The sequence below is a fragment of the Prosthecodimorpha hirschii genome (assembly GCF_001305515.1).
GTDB classification, from domain to species: domain Bacteria; phylum Pseudomonadota; class Alphaproteobacteria; order Rhizobiales; family Ancalomicrobiaceae; genus Prosthecodimorpha; species Prosthecodimorpha hirschii.
In genome coordinates, this window is the sequence record NZ_LJYW01000001.1 from 3,166,734 (window position 1) to 3,182,527 (window position 15,794).

The 15,794-nt window shown below is 64.1% G+C and carries 14 protein-coding genes and 1 tRNA gene; 6 read left to right on the plus strand and 9 right to left on the minus strand.

All coding sequences use genetic code 11. From position 1 onward, the window contains the following. Nucleotides 1-52 precede the first annotated feature (52 nt). From ABB55_RS13840 to ptsN, 5 genes are all read left to right on the plus strand, one after another. Nucleotides 53-409 carry an LptA/OstA family protein gene (locus tag ABB55_RS13840; protein WP_054359326.1) on the plus strand — a complete coding sequence of 119 codons (357 nt, stop codon included), beginning with the start codon at nucleotides 53-55 and terminating at the stop codon, nucleotides 407-409. Nucleotides 410-512: 103 nt separating this feature from the next. Continuing rightward, a complete protein-coding gene (gene lptB / locus ABB55_RS13845; protein ID WP_054362050.1) occupies nucleotides 513-1,295 on the plus strand; it encodes an LPS export ABC transporter ATP-binding protein in 783 nt (260 codons plus the stop codon). Between the two features lie 208 nt (nucleotides 1,296-1,503). After that, complete coding sequence (gene rpoN / locus ABB55_RS13850) at nucleotides 1,504-2,964, plus strand: RNA polymerase factor sigma-54 (RefSeq protein ID WP_244472035.1); 1,461 nt, start codon at nucleotides 1,504-1,506, stop codon at nucleotides 2,962-2,964. 360 nt (nucleotides 2,965-3,324) lie between these two features. Next, a complete protein-coding gene (hpf, locus tag ABB55_RS13855; RefSeq protein ID WP_054359327.1) occupies nucleotides 3,325-3,903 on the plus strand; it encodes a ribosome hibernation-promoting factor, HPF/YfiA family in 579 nt (192 codons plus the stop codon). A gap of 202 nt (nucleotides 3,904-4,105) precedes the next feature. Continuing rightward, on the plus strand, nucleotides 4,106-4,570 hold the full coding sequence (gene ptsN, locus ABB55_RS13860) for a PTS IIA-like nitrogen regulatory protein PtsN (protein ID WP_054362051.1): 465 nt from the start codon (nucleotides 4,106-4,108) through the stop codon (nucleotides 4,568-4,570). Between the two features lie 229 nt (nucleotides 4,571-4,799). On the opposite strand, the gene ABB55_RS13865 is transcribed toward ptsN, so the two are convergent. The 3 genes from ABB55_RS13865 to ABB55_RS13875 form a co-directional block, all read right to left on the minus strand. Next, on the minus strand, nucleotides 4,800-5,060 hold the full coding sequence (locus ABB55_RS13865; RefSeq protein ID WP_054359328.1) for a BQ00720 family protein: 261 nt from the start codon (nucleotides 5,058-5,060) through the stop codon (nucleotides 4,800-4,802). A 102-nt stretch (nucleotides 5,061-5,162) separates the two neighbouring features. Beyond that, complete coding sequence (locus ABB55_RS13870) at nucleotides 5,163-5,594, minus strand: Hsp20 family protein (RefSeq protein ID WP_054359329.1); 432 nt, start codon at nucleotides 5,592-5,594, stop codon at nucleotides 5,163-5,165. A gap of 172 nt (nucleotides 5,595-5,766) precedes the next feature. Further along, nucleotides 5,767-6,759, minus strand: a complete 993-nt coding sequence (locus tag ABB55_RS13875) for a hypothetical protein (RefSeq protein WP_054359330.1) — start codon at nucleotides 6,757-6,759, stop codon at nucleotides 5,767-5,769. A gap of 255 nt (nucleotides 6,760-7,014) precedes the next feature. Between ABB55_RS13875 and ABB55_RS13880 the strand changes: the two genes are divergently transcribed. Continuing rightward, nucleotides 7,015-7,104, plus strand: a tRNA-Ser gene (locus ABB55_RS13880). A gap of 392 nt (nucleotides 7,105-7,496) precedes the next feature. Here the strand turns inward: ABB55_RS13880 and ABB55_RS13885 are convergent. The 6 genes from ABB55_RS13885 to ABB55_RS13910 are packed head-to-tail and all read right to left on the minus strand — an operon-like array spanning nucleotide 7,497 to nucleotide 15,739. Then, on the minus strand, nucleotides 7,497-8,213 hold the full coding sequence (locus ABB55_RS13885) for a M48 family metallopeptidase (protein ID WP_054359331.1): 717 nt from the start codon (nucleotides 8,211-8,213) through the stop codon (nucleotides 7,497-7,499). Continuing rightward, nucleotides 8,210-11,425 (minus strand): type I restriction endonuclease subunit R, encoded by a 3,216-nt coding sequence (locus ABB55_RS13890; protein WP_054359332.1) that lies wholly within the window; start codon nucleotides 11,423-11,425, stop codon nucleotides 8,210-8,212. The genes ABB55_RS13885 and ABB55_RS13890 overlap by 4 nt, the downstream gene beginning before the upstream one ends. Continuing rightward, nucleotides 11,422-12,609 (minus strand): restriction endonuclease subunit S, encoded by a 1,188-nt coding sequence (locus ABB55_RS28930; RefSeq protein ID WP_160321235.1) that lies wholly within the window; start codon nucleotides 12,607-12,609, stop codon nucleotides 11,422-11,424. Before ABB55_RS28930 ends, ABB55_RS13890 begins: the two co-directional genes overlap by 4 nt. Continuing rightward, complete coding sequence (locus ABB55_RS13900; protein WP_054359334.1) at nucleotides 12,602-13,627, minus strand: virulence RhuM family protein; 1,026 nt, start codon at nucleotides 13,625-13,627, stop codon at nucleotides 12,602-12,604. Before ABB55_RS13900 ends, ABB55_RS28930 begins: the two co-directional genes overlap by 8 nt. Beyond that, entirely contained in the window at nucleotides 13,620-15,137 is a 1,518-nt protein-coding gene (locus ABB55_RS13905) for a type I restriction-modification system subunit M (protein WP_054359335.1), read from the minus strand. The genes ABB55_RS13900 and ABB55_RS13905 overlap by 8 nt, the downstream gene beginning before the upstream one ends. After that, entirely contained in the window at nucleotides 15,134-15,739 is a 606-nt protein-coding gene (locus ABB55_RS13910; RefSeq protein ID WP_054359336.1) for a restriction endonuclease subunit S domain-containing protein, read from the minus strand. Before ABB55_RS13910 ends, ABB55_RS13905 begins: the two co-directional genes overlap by 4 nt. Between the last annotated feature and the right edge of the window lie 55 nt (nucleotides 15,740-15,794).

Consider the following 15,794-nt stretch of genomic DNA (forward strand, 5'->3'; position numbering starts at 1 on the left):
GCGAATGGCCGGATCCGATGGCACGTCGCGTTCCCTGCCCCAGTGAGGACCCATGCCCCGCGTTCTGACCGTTCTCCTCGCCCTCGCTCTCGCCCCCGCGGCCCTTGCCCCTGCCGATGCCCTCGCGCAGGGCTCGATGTCCGAGGCGTTCAAGGGCTTCGGCGCCAACCGCAAGGATCCGATCCAGATCGAGGCCGACAGCCTTGAGGTGCGCGACAAGGAATCGGTCGCGCTGTTCAGCGGCAATGTCCTGGTGCGCCAAAGCCAGACGGTGATGAAGGCCGCGCGGCTCAAGGTCTTCTACGATTCCAAGCCCGGCCAGTACCGGCTGGATGCGGCGAAGGGCTCGGGGCGCGTGCAGCTGATCCTGGAGCCGGCTGCCGCCAAGGGCGCCGGCGGCAAGCCGTGATCGGAGCGAGCGTCGACGCCGCGACCGAGGCGCAACAGGCGTGGAGACCGGCTTGGCTCTGAGTTCGGACAGGACGGCGCCGGCGGCCTCCGGCACCCGCACCATGACGAAGACGGCCGGCCGCAGCGCGGGCGGACACGATCAGGCGCGCGACATCGGCGCCGCCGAGGGGCTGGTCGTGGCCGGTGTCGCCAAGAGCTACAAGCGGCGACAGGTCGTGCGCGACGTGAGCCTGATCGTCCACCGGGGCGAGGCGGTCGGACTGCTCGGGCCCAACGGGGCCGGCAAGACCACGGTCTTCTACATGATCACCGGCCTGATCCGCCCGGATCACGGCGACATCGCACTCGACGGCTATGCCATCACGGGCTTGCCGATGTATCGCCGGGCACGGCTGGGTATCGGCTACCTGCCCCAGGAGGCCTCGATCTTTCGCGGCCTGACCGTGGAGGAGAACATTCTGGCGGTGCTGGAGGTGGTCGAGCCCGACCGCGCCCGGCGGCGCGAGCAGCTCGACGAGCTGCTCGACGAATTCCGCATCGACCATCTGCGCAAGTCGCCCGCGATCGCCCTGTCGGGCGGCGAGCGGCGGCGCTGCGAGATCGCCCGGGCCCTGGCCAGCCGGCCCTCCTTCATGCTGCTCGACGAACCCTTCGCGGGCATCGATCCGATCGCGGTCGGCGAGATCCAGGCGCTCGTCGTGCATCTGACGCGGCGCGGCATCGGCGTCCTGATCACCGATCACAATGTCCGCGAAACGCTCGGCCTGATCGACCACGCCTATATCATCGCCGCCGGCTCCGTTCTGACCGAGGGCCGACCGCGCGAAATCGTCGAAAACCCCGATGTCCGCCGTCTTTACCTCGGCGAGCAATTCAGTCTTTGAATCGGCCCCGACCATGCGATAACTGAAGAGGACGCAAATTCCGGACCAGTTTCGCGGCGACCCGCGCGACCGTCCGGCGGGATCGATCGGGACGCGATGGCGCTTTCTGCGAAGCTGGAACTGAGACAGAGCCAGTCGCTGGTGATGACGCCGCAGTTGATGCAGGCGATCAAGCTGCTCCAGCTCGGCAGCCTCGATCTGGTCGCCTATGTGGAGGCCGAACTCGAACGCAATCCCCTGCTCGATCGCGACGAAGGCGAGGACCCGCCGGGCCGATCGGGAGACGCCGGAGGGCGGCGGCGCCGCCGAGACCGGGACGGCCCCGGAGGCTCCGGCCGGTCCCGACGGCCCGGGCGCAGGCGACGGCGAGCCGTCGGCCGACTGGGCCGAACCGAGCTTCGAGACGGCCACGGCCATGTCGGAACGGCTCGATACCGACATGACCAACGTGTTTCCGGACGACGCGACCGGCGGCGAGCGTCCGCTCGATCCGGGCCTGATGGTCGGCGACAGCTGGGCGGGCTCCGGCGCGCGCTCGGGTCCGGGCGGCGACGACGAATACAATCTCGAAGCCTTCGTGGCCGCCGAGACCTCGCTCGCCGACCATCTCGCCGAGCAGCTGGCGCTGGCCATCACCGACCCGGTCCGCCGCCTGATCGGCCACTATCTGATCGATGCGGTCGACGAGGCCGGCTACCTGCGCACCGATCTGGATTCGGTCGCCGAGAAGCTCGGCTGCCCGGTCGCGCTGGTCGAGGAGGTGCTGGCCGTCCTGCAAAGCTTCGATCCGTCCGGCGTCTGCGCGCGCGATCTCAGGGAATGTCTGGCGATCCAGCTGCGCGAACGCGACCGCTACGATCCGGCGATGCGCAAGCTGATCGAAAATATCGAACTGCTGGCGCGGCGCGATTTCGCGCAGCTGCGCAAGCTGTGCGCCGTCGACGACGAGGACCTCGTCGAGATGATCGGCGAGATCAAGGCGCTCGATCCCAAGCCCGGCAACCGCTTCGGCAGCGCGCCGGTGCAGCCGGTCGTCCCGGACGTGATCGTGCGGGCCGGGCCGGACGGCGGCTGGCTGATCGAGCTCAACACCGAGACGCTGCCGCGGGTTCTCGTCAACCAGACCTACTATGCCACCGTCGCGAAGGGGGCGAAGGGCGAGAAGGACAAGCAGTATCTGTCCGATTGCCTGCAGAGCGCCAACTGGCTGGTCAAGAGCCTCGACCAGCGCGCCAAGACGATCATCAAGGTGGCGAGCGAGATCGTCCGCCAGCAGGATGCCTTCCTGGCCTACGGCGTGCAGCATCTGCGTCCGCTGAACCTGCGCATGATCGCCGATGCGATCGGGATGCACGAATCGACCGTCAGCCGCGTGACCTCGAACAAATACATGGCGACCAGCCGCGGCATCTTCGAGTTCAAATACTTCTTCACCTCCTCGATCGCCTCGTCCGAGGGCGGCGAGGCCCATTCGTCGGAGTCGGTCCGCCACCGCATCAAGGACATGATCGATGCCGAGGCGCCGAACGACATCCTGTCGGACGACACGATCGTGAAGCTCCTGCGCGAGGCCGGCGTCGACATCGCCCGCAGGACGGTCGCCAAGTATCGCGAGGCGATGAACATTCCATCCTCGGTCCAGCGCCGGCGCGAGAAATCGCTCGGCTGACCGGGACCCGCCCTGCGCGCGCCGCAGCGCCGACGATCGGAACCGGCAGCGCCAGGCGCGCGGGCGGCGTCCCGACAGGGTCGGGTTCGGCCAGCCGGTTGCGCCGCACCAACCGGGATCGGCCAAAATCGTCGGGCCGGCGGCAAAGCGGCCTGGAATCGACGCGAAGGCGCGCCATATCTTGAGTCCGGACCGACGCATCGCGGCTCTTGCGGGCTGCGACGCGGAGAATGCCGGATTTGACAAGACCAGCGGCAATGTTATGAGACCGCCCCCATTGCCGCCGCGCCTGAACGGACGGGGCAGATGAAAAAATGCGGGGCCGCCCGGTGCGGACCGTCGCTAAGGAGGTCGCATCCCATGGGCTTGAGGGTTTCGGGCAAGAACGTCGACATCGGCGAATCTCTGCGCACCCATGTGGAGGGCCGGATCGCCGAGACCCTGGGCAAGTATTTCAACGGGACCTGGAACGGCCACGTCACCGTCGAGAAGGACGGCCACGGCTTCCGCACGGAATGCGCGCTGCATCTCGGCACCGGCGTGACCCTGCAGTCCGAGGGCCAGGCACACGAGCCCTATCCGAGCGTCGACCAGGCGGCCGAGCGGATCGCCAAGCAGCTTCGGCGCTACAAGCGCAAACTGCGTGACTATAATAACGGCAGCGCCCGCGCCGAGGCGGTCGAGGGCACCTATCGCGTCATCGAGGCGATTGCCGACGAGGACGAGGTGCCGGTCGACTACAGCCCGGTCGTCATCGCCGAGACCACCAAGACTTTGAAGACCCTTACGGTCGGCAGCGCGGTCATGGAACTCGACCTGACCCATGCCCCCTTCGTGGTATTCCTGAATGCCGGCAATGGCGGCCTGAACGTCGTCTATCGGCGCCGTGACGGAAATATCGGCTGGATCGATCCGACATTGCCTGCAACCTCGGCTTGATCCGGTCGATCCGGTCCGGCAGTGTCATGTCCGGGCGAAGCGGGCTATCCTGCTTCGCCCGGACATTCATCATCGAACCGGACCATCAATCCGGCCGAACACCGCCCGATCCCTATTCCGAGCTTGACGCGCCAGACGACCCGACCCGACCGTTCCGCGCATGGCGCCGGAACCGGCGGCGGGCTCCTTTCCGGACCCTTCGATGGACTTGAGCGACATCCTCGACCTCGGCGCCGTCATCCCGGCGCTCAAGGCCAATTCCAAGAAGCAGGCGTTTCAGGATTTGGCGACGCGTGCCGCGAAGGTGACGGGGCTCGGCGAACGCGAGATCTTCGACACCATCCTGCAGCGCGAGCGTCTCGGTTCGACGGCCGTCGGCCGTGGCATCGCCATTCCGCACGGCCGGATCGACGCCCTGCCGACCCTGGTCGGCCTGTTCGCGCGGCTTGAGCGCCCGGTCGATTTCGACGCCATCGACGATGCGCCGGTCGATCTGATCTTCATGCTGCTGGCACCGGAAGGCGCCGGTGCCGACCACCTGAAGGCGCTCGCCCGGGTCGCCCGGGTGCTGCGCGATCCGGCCATCGCCGCCAAGCTGCGCGCAGCCAACGATGCCGACGCGCTCTATAGCGTGCTGACCCAGCCGCTCGCCTCGCACGCGGCCTGACCAACCCCGGCGGCCAGAGCGGCTCCGGCGACCGGGCCGGACCCTCGGCCGCGATACCGACGGTCATCGAATGATCGTCGGTCGTCGATACGCGGATTTCTCATGCCGCTGACGCCTATGAGACATTCGCGTTACTTCAATGGCCCGACGCGTCCGCGTCCTGGTCCGTCGGTACGAGACCTCGGCACCGGCGCTTTCGGCCGCGCGCGGCGCATCAGGCCCGGGCTCGTCAATGCACGCTGACGGTCGTCAGCTCGTTTTCCAGGGCGCCGGCGACCGCGACATCGCGCGAATCGGCGAGCAGGATCGGCGCACCGCTGGCATTGATCAGAGCCCAGATGGTCACGCCCGGCGCGATGCGCGGCACGTTCGGGAACAGGCCCGGCAGCTCTTCGGATTTCAGTTCGCGCAGATAGGCAACCTGGCCTTCGCCCAGATGGGCGAATTCGGTCGTCTCCATCACGGCCCTGGCGGCATGGTCCTCGGTCATGGGTATTCTCCTCGATATGGCTCGACCCGGCGTCCGCGCAGGGGCGGCCGTCCATGGGTTCGAGACCGGTTCGCCGCCGGTGCGCCGGTCGGCCGTCCGCCGTCAGTCGCTGGTCGCGATGTCGATCTTCCGGATCACCCGCTCCGGTTCCGGCCGGGCGAGGTCGATCGACAGCAGGCCGTCCTTCAGCTCCGCGCCGATCACCTCGATGCCTTCCGCGAGCACGAAGGCCCGCTGGAACTGGCGCGCCGCGATGCCGCGGTGCAGGAAGTGACGGTCGCGGTCGTCCTCGGTCTGGCGGCCGCGGATGACCAGCTGCTTCTCTTCCAGCGTCACGTCGAGCTGGTCGCGCGTGAAACCGGCCACCGCCAGGGTGATGCGCAGCACGTCGCCGCGGTCGCCCGGTCGCAGCAGGCGTTCGATATTGTAGGGCGGGTAGCCGTCGTTGGCGGCCTTGGAGACACGGTCCAGGACGCGCTCGATCTCGTCGAAACCGAGCAGGAACGGGCTCGAGAAGCCCGTGAGGCGTGACATGATCGAGGTCCTCCGTCGAAGCGACCCGTAGGCTTCCGGACCCCTCGGGCATCCGGCCGGATCCGATCGGATCCGCATTCGCAATATGGGTCGGCTTCGAACGGGGTTCAAGACGCCGCCTCCGGCCGGCCGGAGGGGCAGCGCCGCGTGCGGCGCCGGACGACGGCCGGCGTCAGACCGGATATTTCATCTTCGCGAGGTCGTAGCCGGTCGCCGCCGCGAAGGCCCGGTTCTCCGGCCGGAAGGCCTCGATCAGCCGTTCGCGATGCGGCGTCGGATCGAACAGCGTGTTGTTCTCGATCACCCAGCGGAAGCCCGGCTCGTCGGCCTGCAGCTGCTCGGGCGTGAACATGTTGCCGCGCTTGCGCAGGGCCGTGCGGTTGCGCTTCAGCTTCAGGATGTGGCTTTCGTCCGAGGCCGTGCGGCGCCGGTGCGGCAGGCCCGGCGGCATGGTGATGCCCTCGTCGGCGAAGACGCGCCGGAGCATGGTCTGGTCGCCGGTGACATCCTCGAACGGCACGAAGGCGACGCGGACGCCGGCCTCCGCGGCGGCACGCCGGACATGGTCGTAAAAGAGGCTCGCGGTGACCGAACGCCAGGACGAGGCGGTCGCGAAGTCGTCGGACTGTTCCGACAGGAAATGTCCGAAGGTGAAGGGATAGCCGGTGCGGATCAGGTGCTTCCAGTAGGAGGTCAGGAAGGGCAGCTGGCTGCGCATGACCACGACCACCAGCGCGTCGGGGCCGAACAGGCGCCCGGCCGTCTGGATGATGCCCTCGAGGCGGCGGCGCGGCTCGTTGAAGAAGATGAAGCCGGCGCCGGACAGGACCTCGTCGGAGACCAGCAGCTTCGCCGGATCGCCCTTGAAGCCGCGCACCGTGGCGTCGAGCTCGGCGCGCATCGCGGCAATTTCGTCGTCCGACAGGATGCGGTCGGACGGCAGCGCGTCGCGGAAGATGTCGCGGATCGCCTTGGTCGGGTAGAGGCTCTCGCGGAAGCGCGGCGGTTCGCCCAGGAAGGTCCGGCGCATCCAGTCCTTGACCGCCTCGAGCCCGGTTGCATTCGCGCCCTTGCCCAGGAAAGTCGTGCCTTTCGCCTGGATGAACAGGACCTGCAGGCTGGTCGATGCGCATTTCGGCAGGCCGACATGGATGATCTTGGACATCGGGCGCGGGTTCCTGCGCTGTTCGGGCCCGGCCGGGCCGGATGCAGCGCCACCCGGTCCCCTCCGCCGGGACGGTCCCGGCGGGCTTCTCTTGGACCGGATTTCCCGCCTTGTCGACCGGAAACCGCCGGGATCCGCCATTCCGTCGGCCCCGGCAGACCGAACACCCGGCGCAGGCACGACAACATTCGGCAACCGCCTCAAGACGCCTTGCGCGACGCACCGACATCCCCTAATTAGGCGCCTCTATGGACTGGAGAGGTGGCCGAGCGGTCGAAGGCGCACGCCTGGAAAGTGTGTATACGGGAAACCGTATCGCGGGTTCGAATCCCGCTCTCTCCGCCATTTCCACAAGTACTACTTTCTCTCTCGGCGGATTCGACCGTCAAAATCGACAGTCTTCCTGCGGATTTTAGGGATAGCTCATGACTTCTTGCACATGGGAGGGCGCGCAATTCTCGCTCTCTCGTGGCTTTCTCTCTGAAGCTCCTGACTTCTCGATTTTAGTACGGATATGCAAGCGTTTGCACTGACTCGTTTTTTCCGATCGGATTTGCCGTACTTTTGTAGTCGCCGTTTTCTTTCCAAGACGGACCGGAATCGGAATCAGTCACTGGAATTGAACGCCATTCTTGGTTCGCTGGGATACTCGCCCCGAAGAGTCGCCAGAACATCAGCCTGAGCGCCGCTCGGTAGTGCCGGGGCTACAAACTGGTGATGAACAAGGACGAGAGGGGCTACGCCATCGCCCTTTCAAGCCTCTGCTTGCGCATTGACCAGTCCGGCAGGACGAGACCCAATAGCTCAAAAAACTCTGCCCCGTGATGTGGCACGGCAATGTGGCAAAGCTCGTGCGTGATGACGTAATCAATCGCGTCTATGGGCGCCTCGATTAGGCGGCGATTGAGCAGAAGGCGCGATCCTGGTGACATCGAACCCCACCGCTGCCGGAGTTGGCGCACAATCAAGCCTCTGGGGCGGAAGTCTTCAGGGGCCGGGAAGCGCAGCAGATTGACTTCTAGCCGCTCTAGGAATTTCACATGAGCCCGCTGCCGATACCAGCCCTCGACAAGTTCGCGGGTGACCTCGGTCCGTTCGGGCCTGTGCGTTTGGACCACGATGAAGCCACGGACGAGCTTCACCGTCGCCTGAATGTGGGGCACTATCTTCAATCGATACTGGCGTCCGAGATAGAGATGGGTCTCGCCCGCCACATACTGGCGATCCGGGGTGCGCGGCAGGAACTGGATGAAATACCGCTGCTGACGCTGGATCCACGCGGCGCGCTTGCGCACTTTCTCCTCGATGGCCGCCAGCTGAGCATCCCGTGGAGCAGCGACCACAACAGAGGCATCAGGCTCTACGGCGATTTCGAGCGTCGTCCGGTCGCGGCGCACGATAGTGAAATCGATCCGGTGTTCACCATATCGGATGCTGTGTTGCTCCGGCATCATCTAGGAAACCGCACTCGGGCCAGGTCCATGATCCTGAGTTCAAGATCGTCCATCACCTTGACCGTCAGCTCAACGCCGCGCTCATCGCGAAGGACATCAAAGAAGTAGTCGTCGATGGCGTTGCGCATCTTGTTCTGAGCGATATCATTGGACCAGACGTCGACGATGTGATGGGACTTGATGATGTCGATGATCGTGAGCGCAATGGCGGCTACCTCATCTGACGCGACCGGTTTACCGTCGGCGGTCGCGAGCACGCCCTCAAGGATCCCGAAGAACGCCTGCCCATCGTCGTTGCCCTTGATCGCATCCGGCACCTCGCGCCCCCGGTCCTTGCGGGCGACCTTGCTGGCCAAATCGACTACGTTCTTGAGGTAATCGCGCTCGGAAATCCGTTTGGCCCGATAGTCGCGGATGGTTTCCTCCAGCAACTCCGAGAAGCTCCGGTAGAAGGTCGGGTCCTCGTCCATCTTTTCCGTGATGGTCCGTCGCGTCGCGCTGGCGATCCGGTCCGCCCTCGACGCCTCGGAGACGCCCGTTTCCTCCACCACGGCCTTCAGGGCGTCCGGGTCGTTGATGTTGACCATCTCGATGATCGTTTCGGCCGGCATGGCAACCACATGGTCGTCCAGCAGCTTCTGTATCTTTGGCTCGAACTCCTTGACGTCGACGGTCTCTTGGTAGCGCAGTTGAACTGAACGCCGCAGCTCGGAGAACTGCTTCCAGTCCCTCTTCATGGCGTCGATCTTCGCCTCGTCAAAGACGTCGAAGAGCTTGTCCGACGACAGCGAGATATGAAGGCAGCGGCTGAACGCCTTCAGTCGTTCATAGAATTCCTGCCGGATAGCTTCATCTGCCAGGAACTGCTCGAACTGCTCCATGTCCTTCTTGTTCTTGACCGGCTTGAACAGGTCCCAGAGCTGATCGTGCAGCTGAGGAAGCTTTCGGATTTCCTCGCGCACGTCGTGGACTGTGCCGGCGAGATCGGTGGCGTCAAAGCCCTCGAAGGCGCTGTAGGTCGTCAGCGCCGTGTCGAGTTCTCCGAGCAGCCCCTCGAAGTCGATGATGAAGCCGAACTGCTTCTCGGTCACACCGTCTTCGTAGAGCCGGTTCACGCGGGCGATCGCCTGCAGCAGGTTATGTTCGCGTAGCGACTTGCAGACATAGAGCACAGTGTTGCGTGGCGCATCGAACCCGGTCAGCAGCTTCGACACGACGATGAGGATCTCCGGATCGCCCGAGCCCTTGAATGCATCGATGATTTGCCGGGTATATTCGTCCTCGGTCTTGTACCGGGCCATCATTCGCGCCCAGAATCCGCGCACAAGGTCCTTCGACTCCTTGTCGACCTCCTCGTTGCCCTCGTTGTCATCGGGCGGCGAGATGACGATTTCGCTGGTGACGTGCCCGATCTCGTCGAGCACCTCCTTGAAGCGGACTGCTGCCGCCTTGGACGGAGCCACAAGCTGCGCCTTGAATCCCGTACCTTGCCAGTGTTGGCGGAAGTGCTCCGAGATGTCGAAGGCCTTCGCCCGGATCGCCTGGCCTGTTTTCGACAGCGCATCCATTCGGGAGAACTTGCGCTTAAGGTCGGCCTTCTGGCTGGAGGTCAAACCCTCGCTGATCTTGTCAAACCACTTGTCGATCACGCCGCCATTGACCTGTTGTTCGACAAGTCGCCCCTCATAGAGGAGCGGCACGACGGCTTCGTCAGCAACGGCCTCGTCGATCGCGTATTTGTGGATGAGGCCGCCAAAGGTCGAGAGTGTGTTCTTCTCCTTCTTCAGGAGCGGCGTTCCCGTGAAGCCGAGATAGCAGGCCTTCGGCAGCAGACGGCGCATCCGCGTCGCGAACTGGCTGTGACCGCCATAGCGGCCGGTCTGTGAGCGATGGCTCTCGTCGACCAGGACGAACACGTTGGCATCCTGATCGACGTCCTCCGCAGCTTTGGCGGCCGTATCGAACTTGTTGATGATGGTCGTCACGAGCGGCGTCCGGTCGCGGATCAGCTCGATCAGGCGGGCGCCACTGGTTGCCCGCACGGGTTCCAGTTCGCAGGACTTGAAGGTGTCCTTGATCTGCTTGTCGAGATCGTCCCGGTCAGTGACAATCAGAATGCGCGGATTGGGGATGGCCTTGTCGAGTGCGAGAGAGCGCCCCAGCATCACCATAGTCAGCGATTTGCCCGACCCTTGGGTGTGCCAGATCACGCCACCTTTGCGGCGGCCGTCCAGATTGAACTGGCGGACGCGTTCGACAGCCTTCCGGATCCCGAAGAACTGCTGGTGGCGCGCGACCTTGCGTGCGCCGCCATCGAACACGGTGAAGCGACGGATCAGGTCCAGCAGGCGTTCCGGCCGGCACGTTGCATAAACTGTGCGGTCCTGCGCGGTGATCGCGCGCACACCTTCGGCCGCCAGAGCTTCGAAATGGGCGCGGGCGAAGGCGAAGTCGCCCGAGAAGACCGCATCCGCTTCCGCCGCCGTGAGCGGTCGATTGGCCATCGGGTCGATGATGTCGTCGCGGTCTTCCTCGTCCCGCCATGTCTGCCAGAACTGCCGCGGCGTACCCACGGTGGCGTAGCGCGCCTCGACACGGTTCATCACCATGAGAAGCTGCGCGAAGTGGAACAACTGCGGGATGTTGTCCTCGTTCTGATAGCCGATCAGCTGGCTACCGGCCTTCTTCAAGCTCTCGGTCGGCCGCTTGTTCTCGATCACGAGGAACGGAATGCCGTTCACATAGGCGACGATATCGCAACGCTTCGTCTGGGTGCTCGCTGTCCGCTCGACGGAGACTTCGGCCGTCACATGAAAGACATTGTTCGATGGGGTTTCCCAATCGATGTAGCGGAAGGAGTAGGACTTGGAGTCCCCCTGGATCGTCTTGGTGATCGTCGTCCCGAGCACGAGGGTGTCGTAAATGTCCTGGTTGGTGCCGCGCAGTCCCTTTTGCCGGTCAGGCGTGGGCTTCAGACGGCGAATGGCTTCGTGAGCATCCTCGAGGTCGAAGGGGTACTCCCGTCCACGATGAGTGAAGCTGTTGATCTTCAGAAGCTGGTCGGCAAGAACGTCATCGAGAACCACGTTGCGCAGGCGACCGCCGCGCAGGCGCACAGCCTGACTCTGGGACAGCGGCGTGAAGCCCAGCGCCACGAGAAGCTGCAGGGCGGGGATCTGGGACTGGTGCTTCTCGGCGGCATCGAAAGTCATGGGCCCTCCCCCGACTTCACGCGCCATTCGCCCGTCAGCAGCTTCTGCATCAGGCCGCGTTTCTGGCGGGCAAGGGTTTCGATCCGCTTTTCTTCAAGGGCGAGATCGACTTCGAGCGCGTGCAGCGCCCGCGATTGGGTTTTCTGCTCGGATACAGGCGGTGCCGGGATGTGCATGTCGCCGAAGTCGCGGAAGGCGATCTGCTTGCCGTCGCGAATGCCGAAAATTAGCTTGTCCAGGCGCCCGATGAAGCTGCGGGACTTGAAGAAGTGGCGGTAATATTCGCCGACGAGCTGGGTATTCGGCCGGAGGACCGTGTAGGCGGGACTGACCAGCCCGGTGATCGTCGAGTATTCCAGCCCCCCTTCGAACGAACGCAGGCTGATCACAAAGTCGCCGGGACGGATGACCTTGTAGCTTAAGGTGTCGCCATCGGGCATGGCCACGCGGCGGTCGAGTTCGTCACGTCGGACGATCCCAATGTCCTGCATCACGGCGAGCAGCGGCAAGTCGGGACGGGCGCGCTCCGAAACGGTCTCAAATATGTCCCTCGCCCGCTGCAGCCGGTTGTGGGATGCGTACGCGGCCTCGAAGAGGCGCTGACGAACCGAGGTGATCCGCCGCTCCTTCGCCGCCCGCAGCGCTTCCAGCTTCTCGATGGCCTCGTCCCATGTCCGCAGGATTTCAGCAATCTTGCGCTGTTCTGGGAGCGGGGGGATACGAGCTGGCATGCTCAGAAAAACATCCTGAGACATGTTCTTCATCGACGCTGAGGTGCCAGAGGCACTGTCTGAGAGACGTGCCCGTGTTTCAGGTGAGGATGTGACATAGTATAACCAAACGGGGTCAATGCCCTGCTTTGGGAAAATGGCCCAAAGTCGGTCGGGCAAAAATATGTTGGGATAGTCCCGATCCACATAGCCGCTCGCCCCAACAAGATCTGCGGTGTTCATGCGACTTACAATAATGGTCCCGGCCGTCACCGGGCATTTCACTAACGACTGTTCTTCGGGGACGACCAACTTGTTCTCGCGAGGGTCGAAGCTTCCATTGTAGACGCAGCTCGTTTTGAGGACGCCGACCTGATCCGCGTTCGCCGGCTCCTCAGTAGAGTTCACGCTCTTGCCGGAGCGAATTTCTTCGACACACTCGCGAAAGTCGGCGTATCTCCATCCGTCAGCCATCTCGTTCCCCCTTCTTCCGCCCCTTGACAGCCTTCTCCATCTCCTCCAGTTGGCCGATGTCAGCCTCATCCGCCGCCAGCGCCTCGGCGGCGCGGCGGCTGGCGTCGAACACCTCGAACCGCTCGGCGGCCAGCTTCTGGGCCACGTCCATCCGCAGCCGCCCGGCATGGGTCAGTACGTGCCGTTCGTTGAAGGACAGGAATGCGTCGATTTTGTCAGCCCACTCAGCCATGGCGACCGGGCGGCGACGTTTAGCCTGGTCCTCGGCGTAGTCGAGGTACATCACGACGATGCGGTTGAGTTCCTCGACCTCCTCGGCCTTCAGGTAGTTCTTGGCGGTGCCGACATCGCCCTTGCGCACAACCGAGCCTTTCCAACTGGTCAGGCCCATGTTGGGGGCGCTTGGATCGCTGCGGTTTTCGATCAGCTCGGCAGCGGTCTTGCCCGTGACCGCCCACAGCATCTTGTTCTGCACCTTCTTGAAGAAGGCCTGCGCCTGTTCGGACGTCTTGTCGTAGTCGATGGCGGTCGTGTAGAGGTCGCGCACCTTCTGGTAGAAGCGCTTCTCCGAGGCGCGGATGTCCCGGATGCGGGCAAGCCACTCGTCGAAATAGTCCCATTGCTCGGCCTGCTTCAGCCGGGCATCGTCCATGGCGAAGCCCTTGACCAGGTATTCGCGCAGGACGGTGGTGGCCCAACGGCGGAACTGGGTGCCGCGCGCCGAGCGGACCCGGTAGCCGACGGACAGGATGACATCGAGGTTGTAGCTGTCGACCTCGCGCTCGACCTGCCTCGAGCCCTCGGTTTGAACGATCCGGAATTTCCGGATAGTTGCCCCAGAATCGCACTCGCCCTCGGAAAAGACGTTCTTGATGTGCTCACTGACGGTGCGCACGTCCTTGTCGAACAGCTCCGCGATCTCCCGCTGGCTCAGCCATACGGTCCTGTCCACCGCCCGCAGGCCGATGGTCGCGGCGCCGTCCTCGGTGCTGTAAAGGATCAGCTCGCCCTCAGACATCGACGCCCAGCTCCTTCAGGTAGCCGGCCATCTTGCCCCGCACCTCGACCAGCTCTGCCTCGATGGCGTTGATTTGCTTCTGTAGAGCTGCGACGTTGATTTCCTCTTCGGCCTCGAAGGTGTCGACGTAGCGAGGGATGTTGAGGTTGAAGTCGTTCTCGGAGATCTCCTGAACGCTGGCGCGGTGGGAGTATTTCGATGTCTCGGCCCGCGCAGCGTAGGTTTCCAGCACCTTGTTGATATGCGCCTCATCCATCACGTTCTGGGTCTTGCCTGGGGTGAACTCCTTGCTGGCATCGATGAACAGCACATCGCGCCGCGCCTCGTTCGCGCCGCCCTGTTCGCGGGAGCGGTCGAAGATCAGAATGGCCACCGGGATGCCCGTGGTCGTGAACAGGTTGGCGGGCAGGCCCACCACCGCATCGAGCAGGTTCTCCTCGATCAGCGCCTGGCGGATTCGCCCCTCGGCCCCGCCTCTGAACAGCACGCCATGCGGAACGATGACGGCCACCCGGCCGCTCTGGCGCTTGGCGATCTCGATCATGTGGGTGATGAAGCCGTAATCGCCCTTGGACTTCGGCGGGATGCCGCGCCAGTACCGCTTGAACTGGTCGGTTTCCGCGTTCTCCGCGCCCCATTTGTCGAGGCTGAACGGCGGGTTGGCCACCACCACGTCGAACTTCATCAGGTGATCGCCCTCGACCAGAGCGGGGCTGTTGAGAGTGTCGCACCACTCGATGCGCGCGGCATCCTTGGCGTGAAGGAACATGTTCATCCGCGCCAGCGCCCACGTCGCGCCGTTCACTTCCTGGCCGTAGAGGGCGAAGTTCTCGGAGCCGACTTCCTCGGCTGCGCGGATCAGCAGTGACCCGGACCCGCAGGCAGGGTCGCAGATCGTATCGCCCGGCTTCGGGGCCGCCAGCTTCGCCAGAAGGCGTGAGACCGCGGAGGGCGTGTAGAACTCGCCGGCCTTCTTTCCCGCGTCCGAGGCAAAGCGCGAGATCAGGTAGATGTAGCACTCGCCGATGATGTCTTCGGTCACGCGGCTGGGGCGCAGGTCGAGCGCAGGCTTGGCGAAATCTTCCAGCACGTTCTTGAGGCGCCGGTTGCGGTCCTTGACGCGCCCGAGGTTCGCTTCGGAGTTGAAGTCGATGTTGCGGAACACGCCTTCCAGCTTGGCGCGGTTGGCGTCCTCGATCCGCTCCAACGCGATATTGATCAGTTCGCCAATGTTGGGTTCGTTCCGCGCCTCGTAGAGGTCGTAGAAGCTGGCGCCTTCGGGCAGAACGAAGCGCTCGCGCTCCAGCCTGCGGCGGATCCGGATTTCATCTCCGCCATACTGCTTGCGATAGGTGTCGAGGTGATCCTTCCAGTGATCCGAGATGTACTTCAGGAACAACATCACGAGAATGTAGTCTTTGTACTGGCCGGCATCGACGACGCCCCGGAAAGTGTCGCAAGCGGCCCAGGCCGTCTGGTTGACCTGTTGCTGTGTGAGTTGGTCGGTCATTTGGACGGCCCTTCCATCCCAGTACTGGGGCTAATCCTGTTTGCTTGCTCAACGAGGAGCAGGCTGATCATCTGTCTTCGCGTCTCGGCGGCGAGCTGAGAAAGCACACGCTCCCGCTCAGCCAAGGCGTCGACCGCGACGATCTTTTCTTGAGTTTCGATGTCCGGGACATCGAGGTCGAGGTCATCGAGACTGGATCGGGGAATCATTCGGATGTTTGTGCCCCGGGCCGCGGCGTCGAAGTGGCGCTGCGCCGGGGGCTGATTGATCGCCCATGCCAGATACCGTGGCGTCACGACATCAAGATTCGGACGCAGGACCATCAGCGGCAACACAGCAAGGACAGGCTCGCGCATGCGCTCGTCCAGGGCGGAAGCCGTGTTGCGCTCACCCCGTGATCGAAACACGACGTCGCCGGCGCGCACAAAATAGCGGTCCGCCACGTTTTCCAGCTGGACGCGAGTGAGGCGCTCCGGGTCGATGCAGCCTTCCGGGGATATGTCCCGCAACTGGATTGCGAGCACACCCCCAGCGGCCATTGGCTCCAGTCTGCCGCGAGCTGTGTAGCCGGTGTGGATGGCGCAGACATCGGCGAGGCGCATCGAGAATCCTCTGTAACACTTGCCACAGATGCTAGGCGCTCGCCACCATGCTGTC

Bases quoted from the DNA above. Each gene is read 5' to 3' on its own strand.
- ABB55_RS13890 (WP_054359332.1), bottom strand. From the start codon at position 11,425: ATGACTTTCGATGCCGCCGAGAAGCACCAGTCCCAGATCCCCGCCCTG.
- ABB55_RS13900 (WP_054359334.1), bottom strand. From the start codon at position 13,627: ATGTCTGAGGGCGAGCTGATCCTTTACAGCACCGAGGACGGCGCCGCG.
- lptB (WP_054362050.1), top strand. From the start codon at position 513: ATGACGAAGACGGCCGGCCGCAGCGCGGGCGGACACGATCAGGCGCGC.
- ABB55_RS13875 (WP_054359330.1), bottom strand. From the start codon at position 6,759: ATGTCCAAGATCATCCATGTCGGCCTGCCGAAATGCGCATCGACCAGC.
- ptsN (WP_054362051.1), top strand. From the start codon at position 4,106: ATGGACTTGAGCGACATCCTCGACCTCGGCGCCGTCATCCCGGCGCTC.
- ABB55_RS13870 (WP_054359329.1), bottom strand. From the start codon at position 5,594: ATGTCACGCCTCACGGGCTTCTCGAGCCCGTTCCTGCTCGGTTTCGAC.
- ABB55_RS13905 (WP_054359335.1), bottom strand. From the start codon at position 15,137: ATGACCGACCAACTCACACAGCAACAGGTCAACCAGACGGCCTGGGCC.
- ABB55_RS13885 (WP_054359331.1), bottom strand. From the start codon at position 8,213: ATGATGCCGGAGCAACACAGCATCCGATATGGTGAACACCGGATCGAT.
- rpoN (WP_244472035.1), top strand. From the start codon at position 1,504: ATGTGGAGGCCGAACTCGAACGCAATCCCCTGCTCGATCGCGACGAAG.
- ABB55_RS13910 (WP_054359336.1), bottom strand. From the start codon at position 15,739: ATGCGCCTCGCCGATGTCTGCGCCATCCACACCGGCTACACAGCTCGC.
- ABB55_RS13865 (WP_054359328.1), bottom strand. From the start codon at position 5,060: ATGACCGAGGACCATGCCGCCAGGGCCGTGATGGAGACGACCGAATTC.
- ABB55_RS28930 (WP_160321235.1), bottom strand. From the start codon at position 12,609: ATGGCTGACGGATGGAGATACGCCGACTTTCGCGAGTGTGTCGAAGAA.
- hpf (WP_054359327.1), top strand. From the start codon at position 3,325: ATGGGCTTGAGGGTTTCGGGCAAGAACGTCGACATCGGCGAATCTCTG.
- ABB55_RS13840 (WP_054359326.1), top strand. From the start codon at position 53: ATGCCCCGCGTTCTGACCGTTCTCCTCGCCCTCGCTCTCGCCCCCGCG.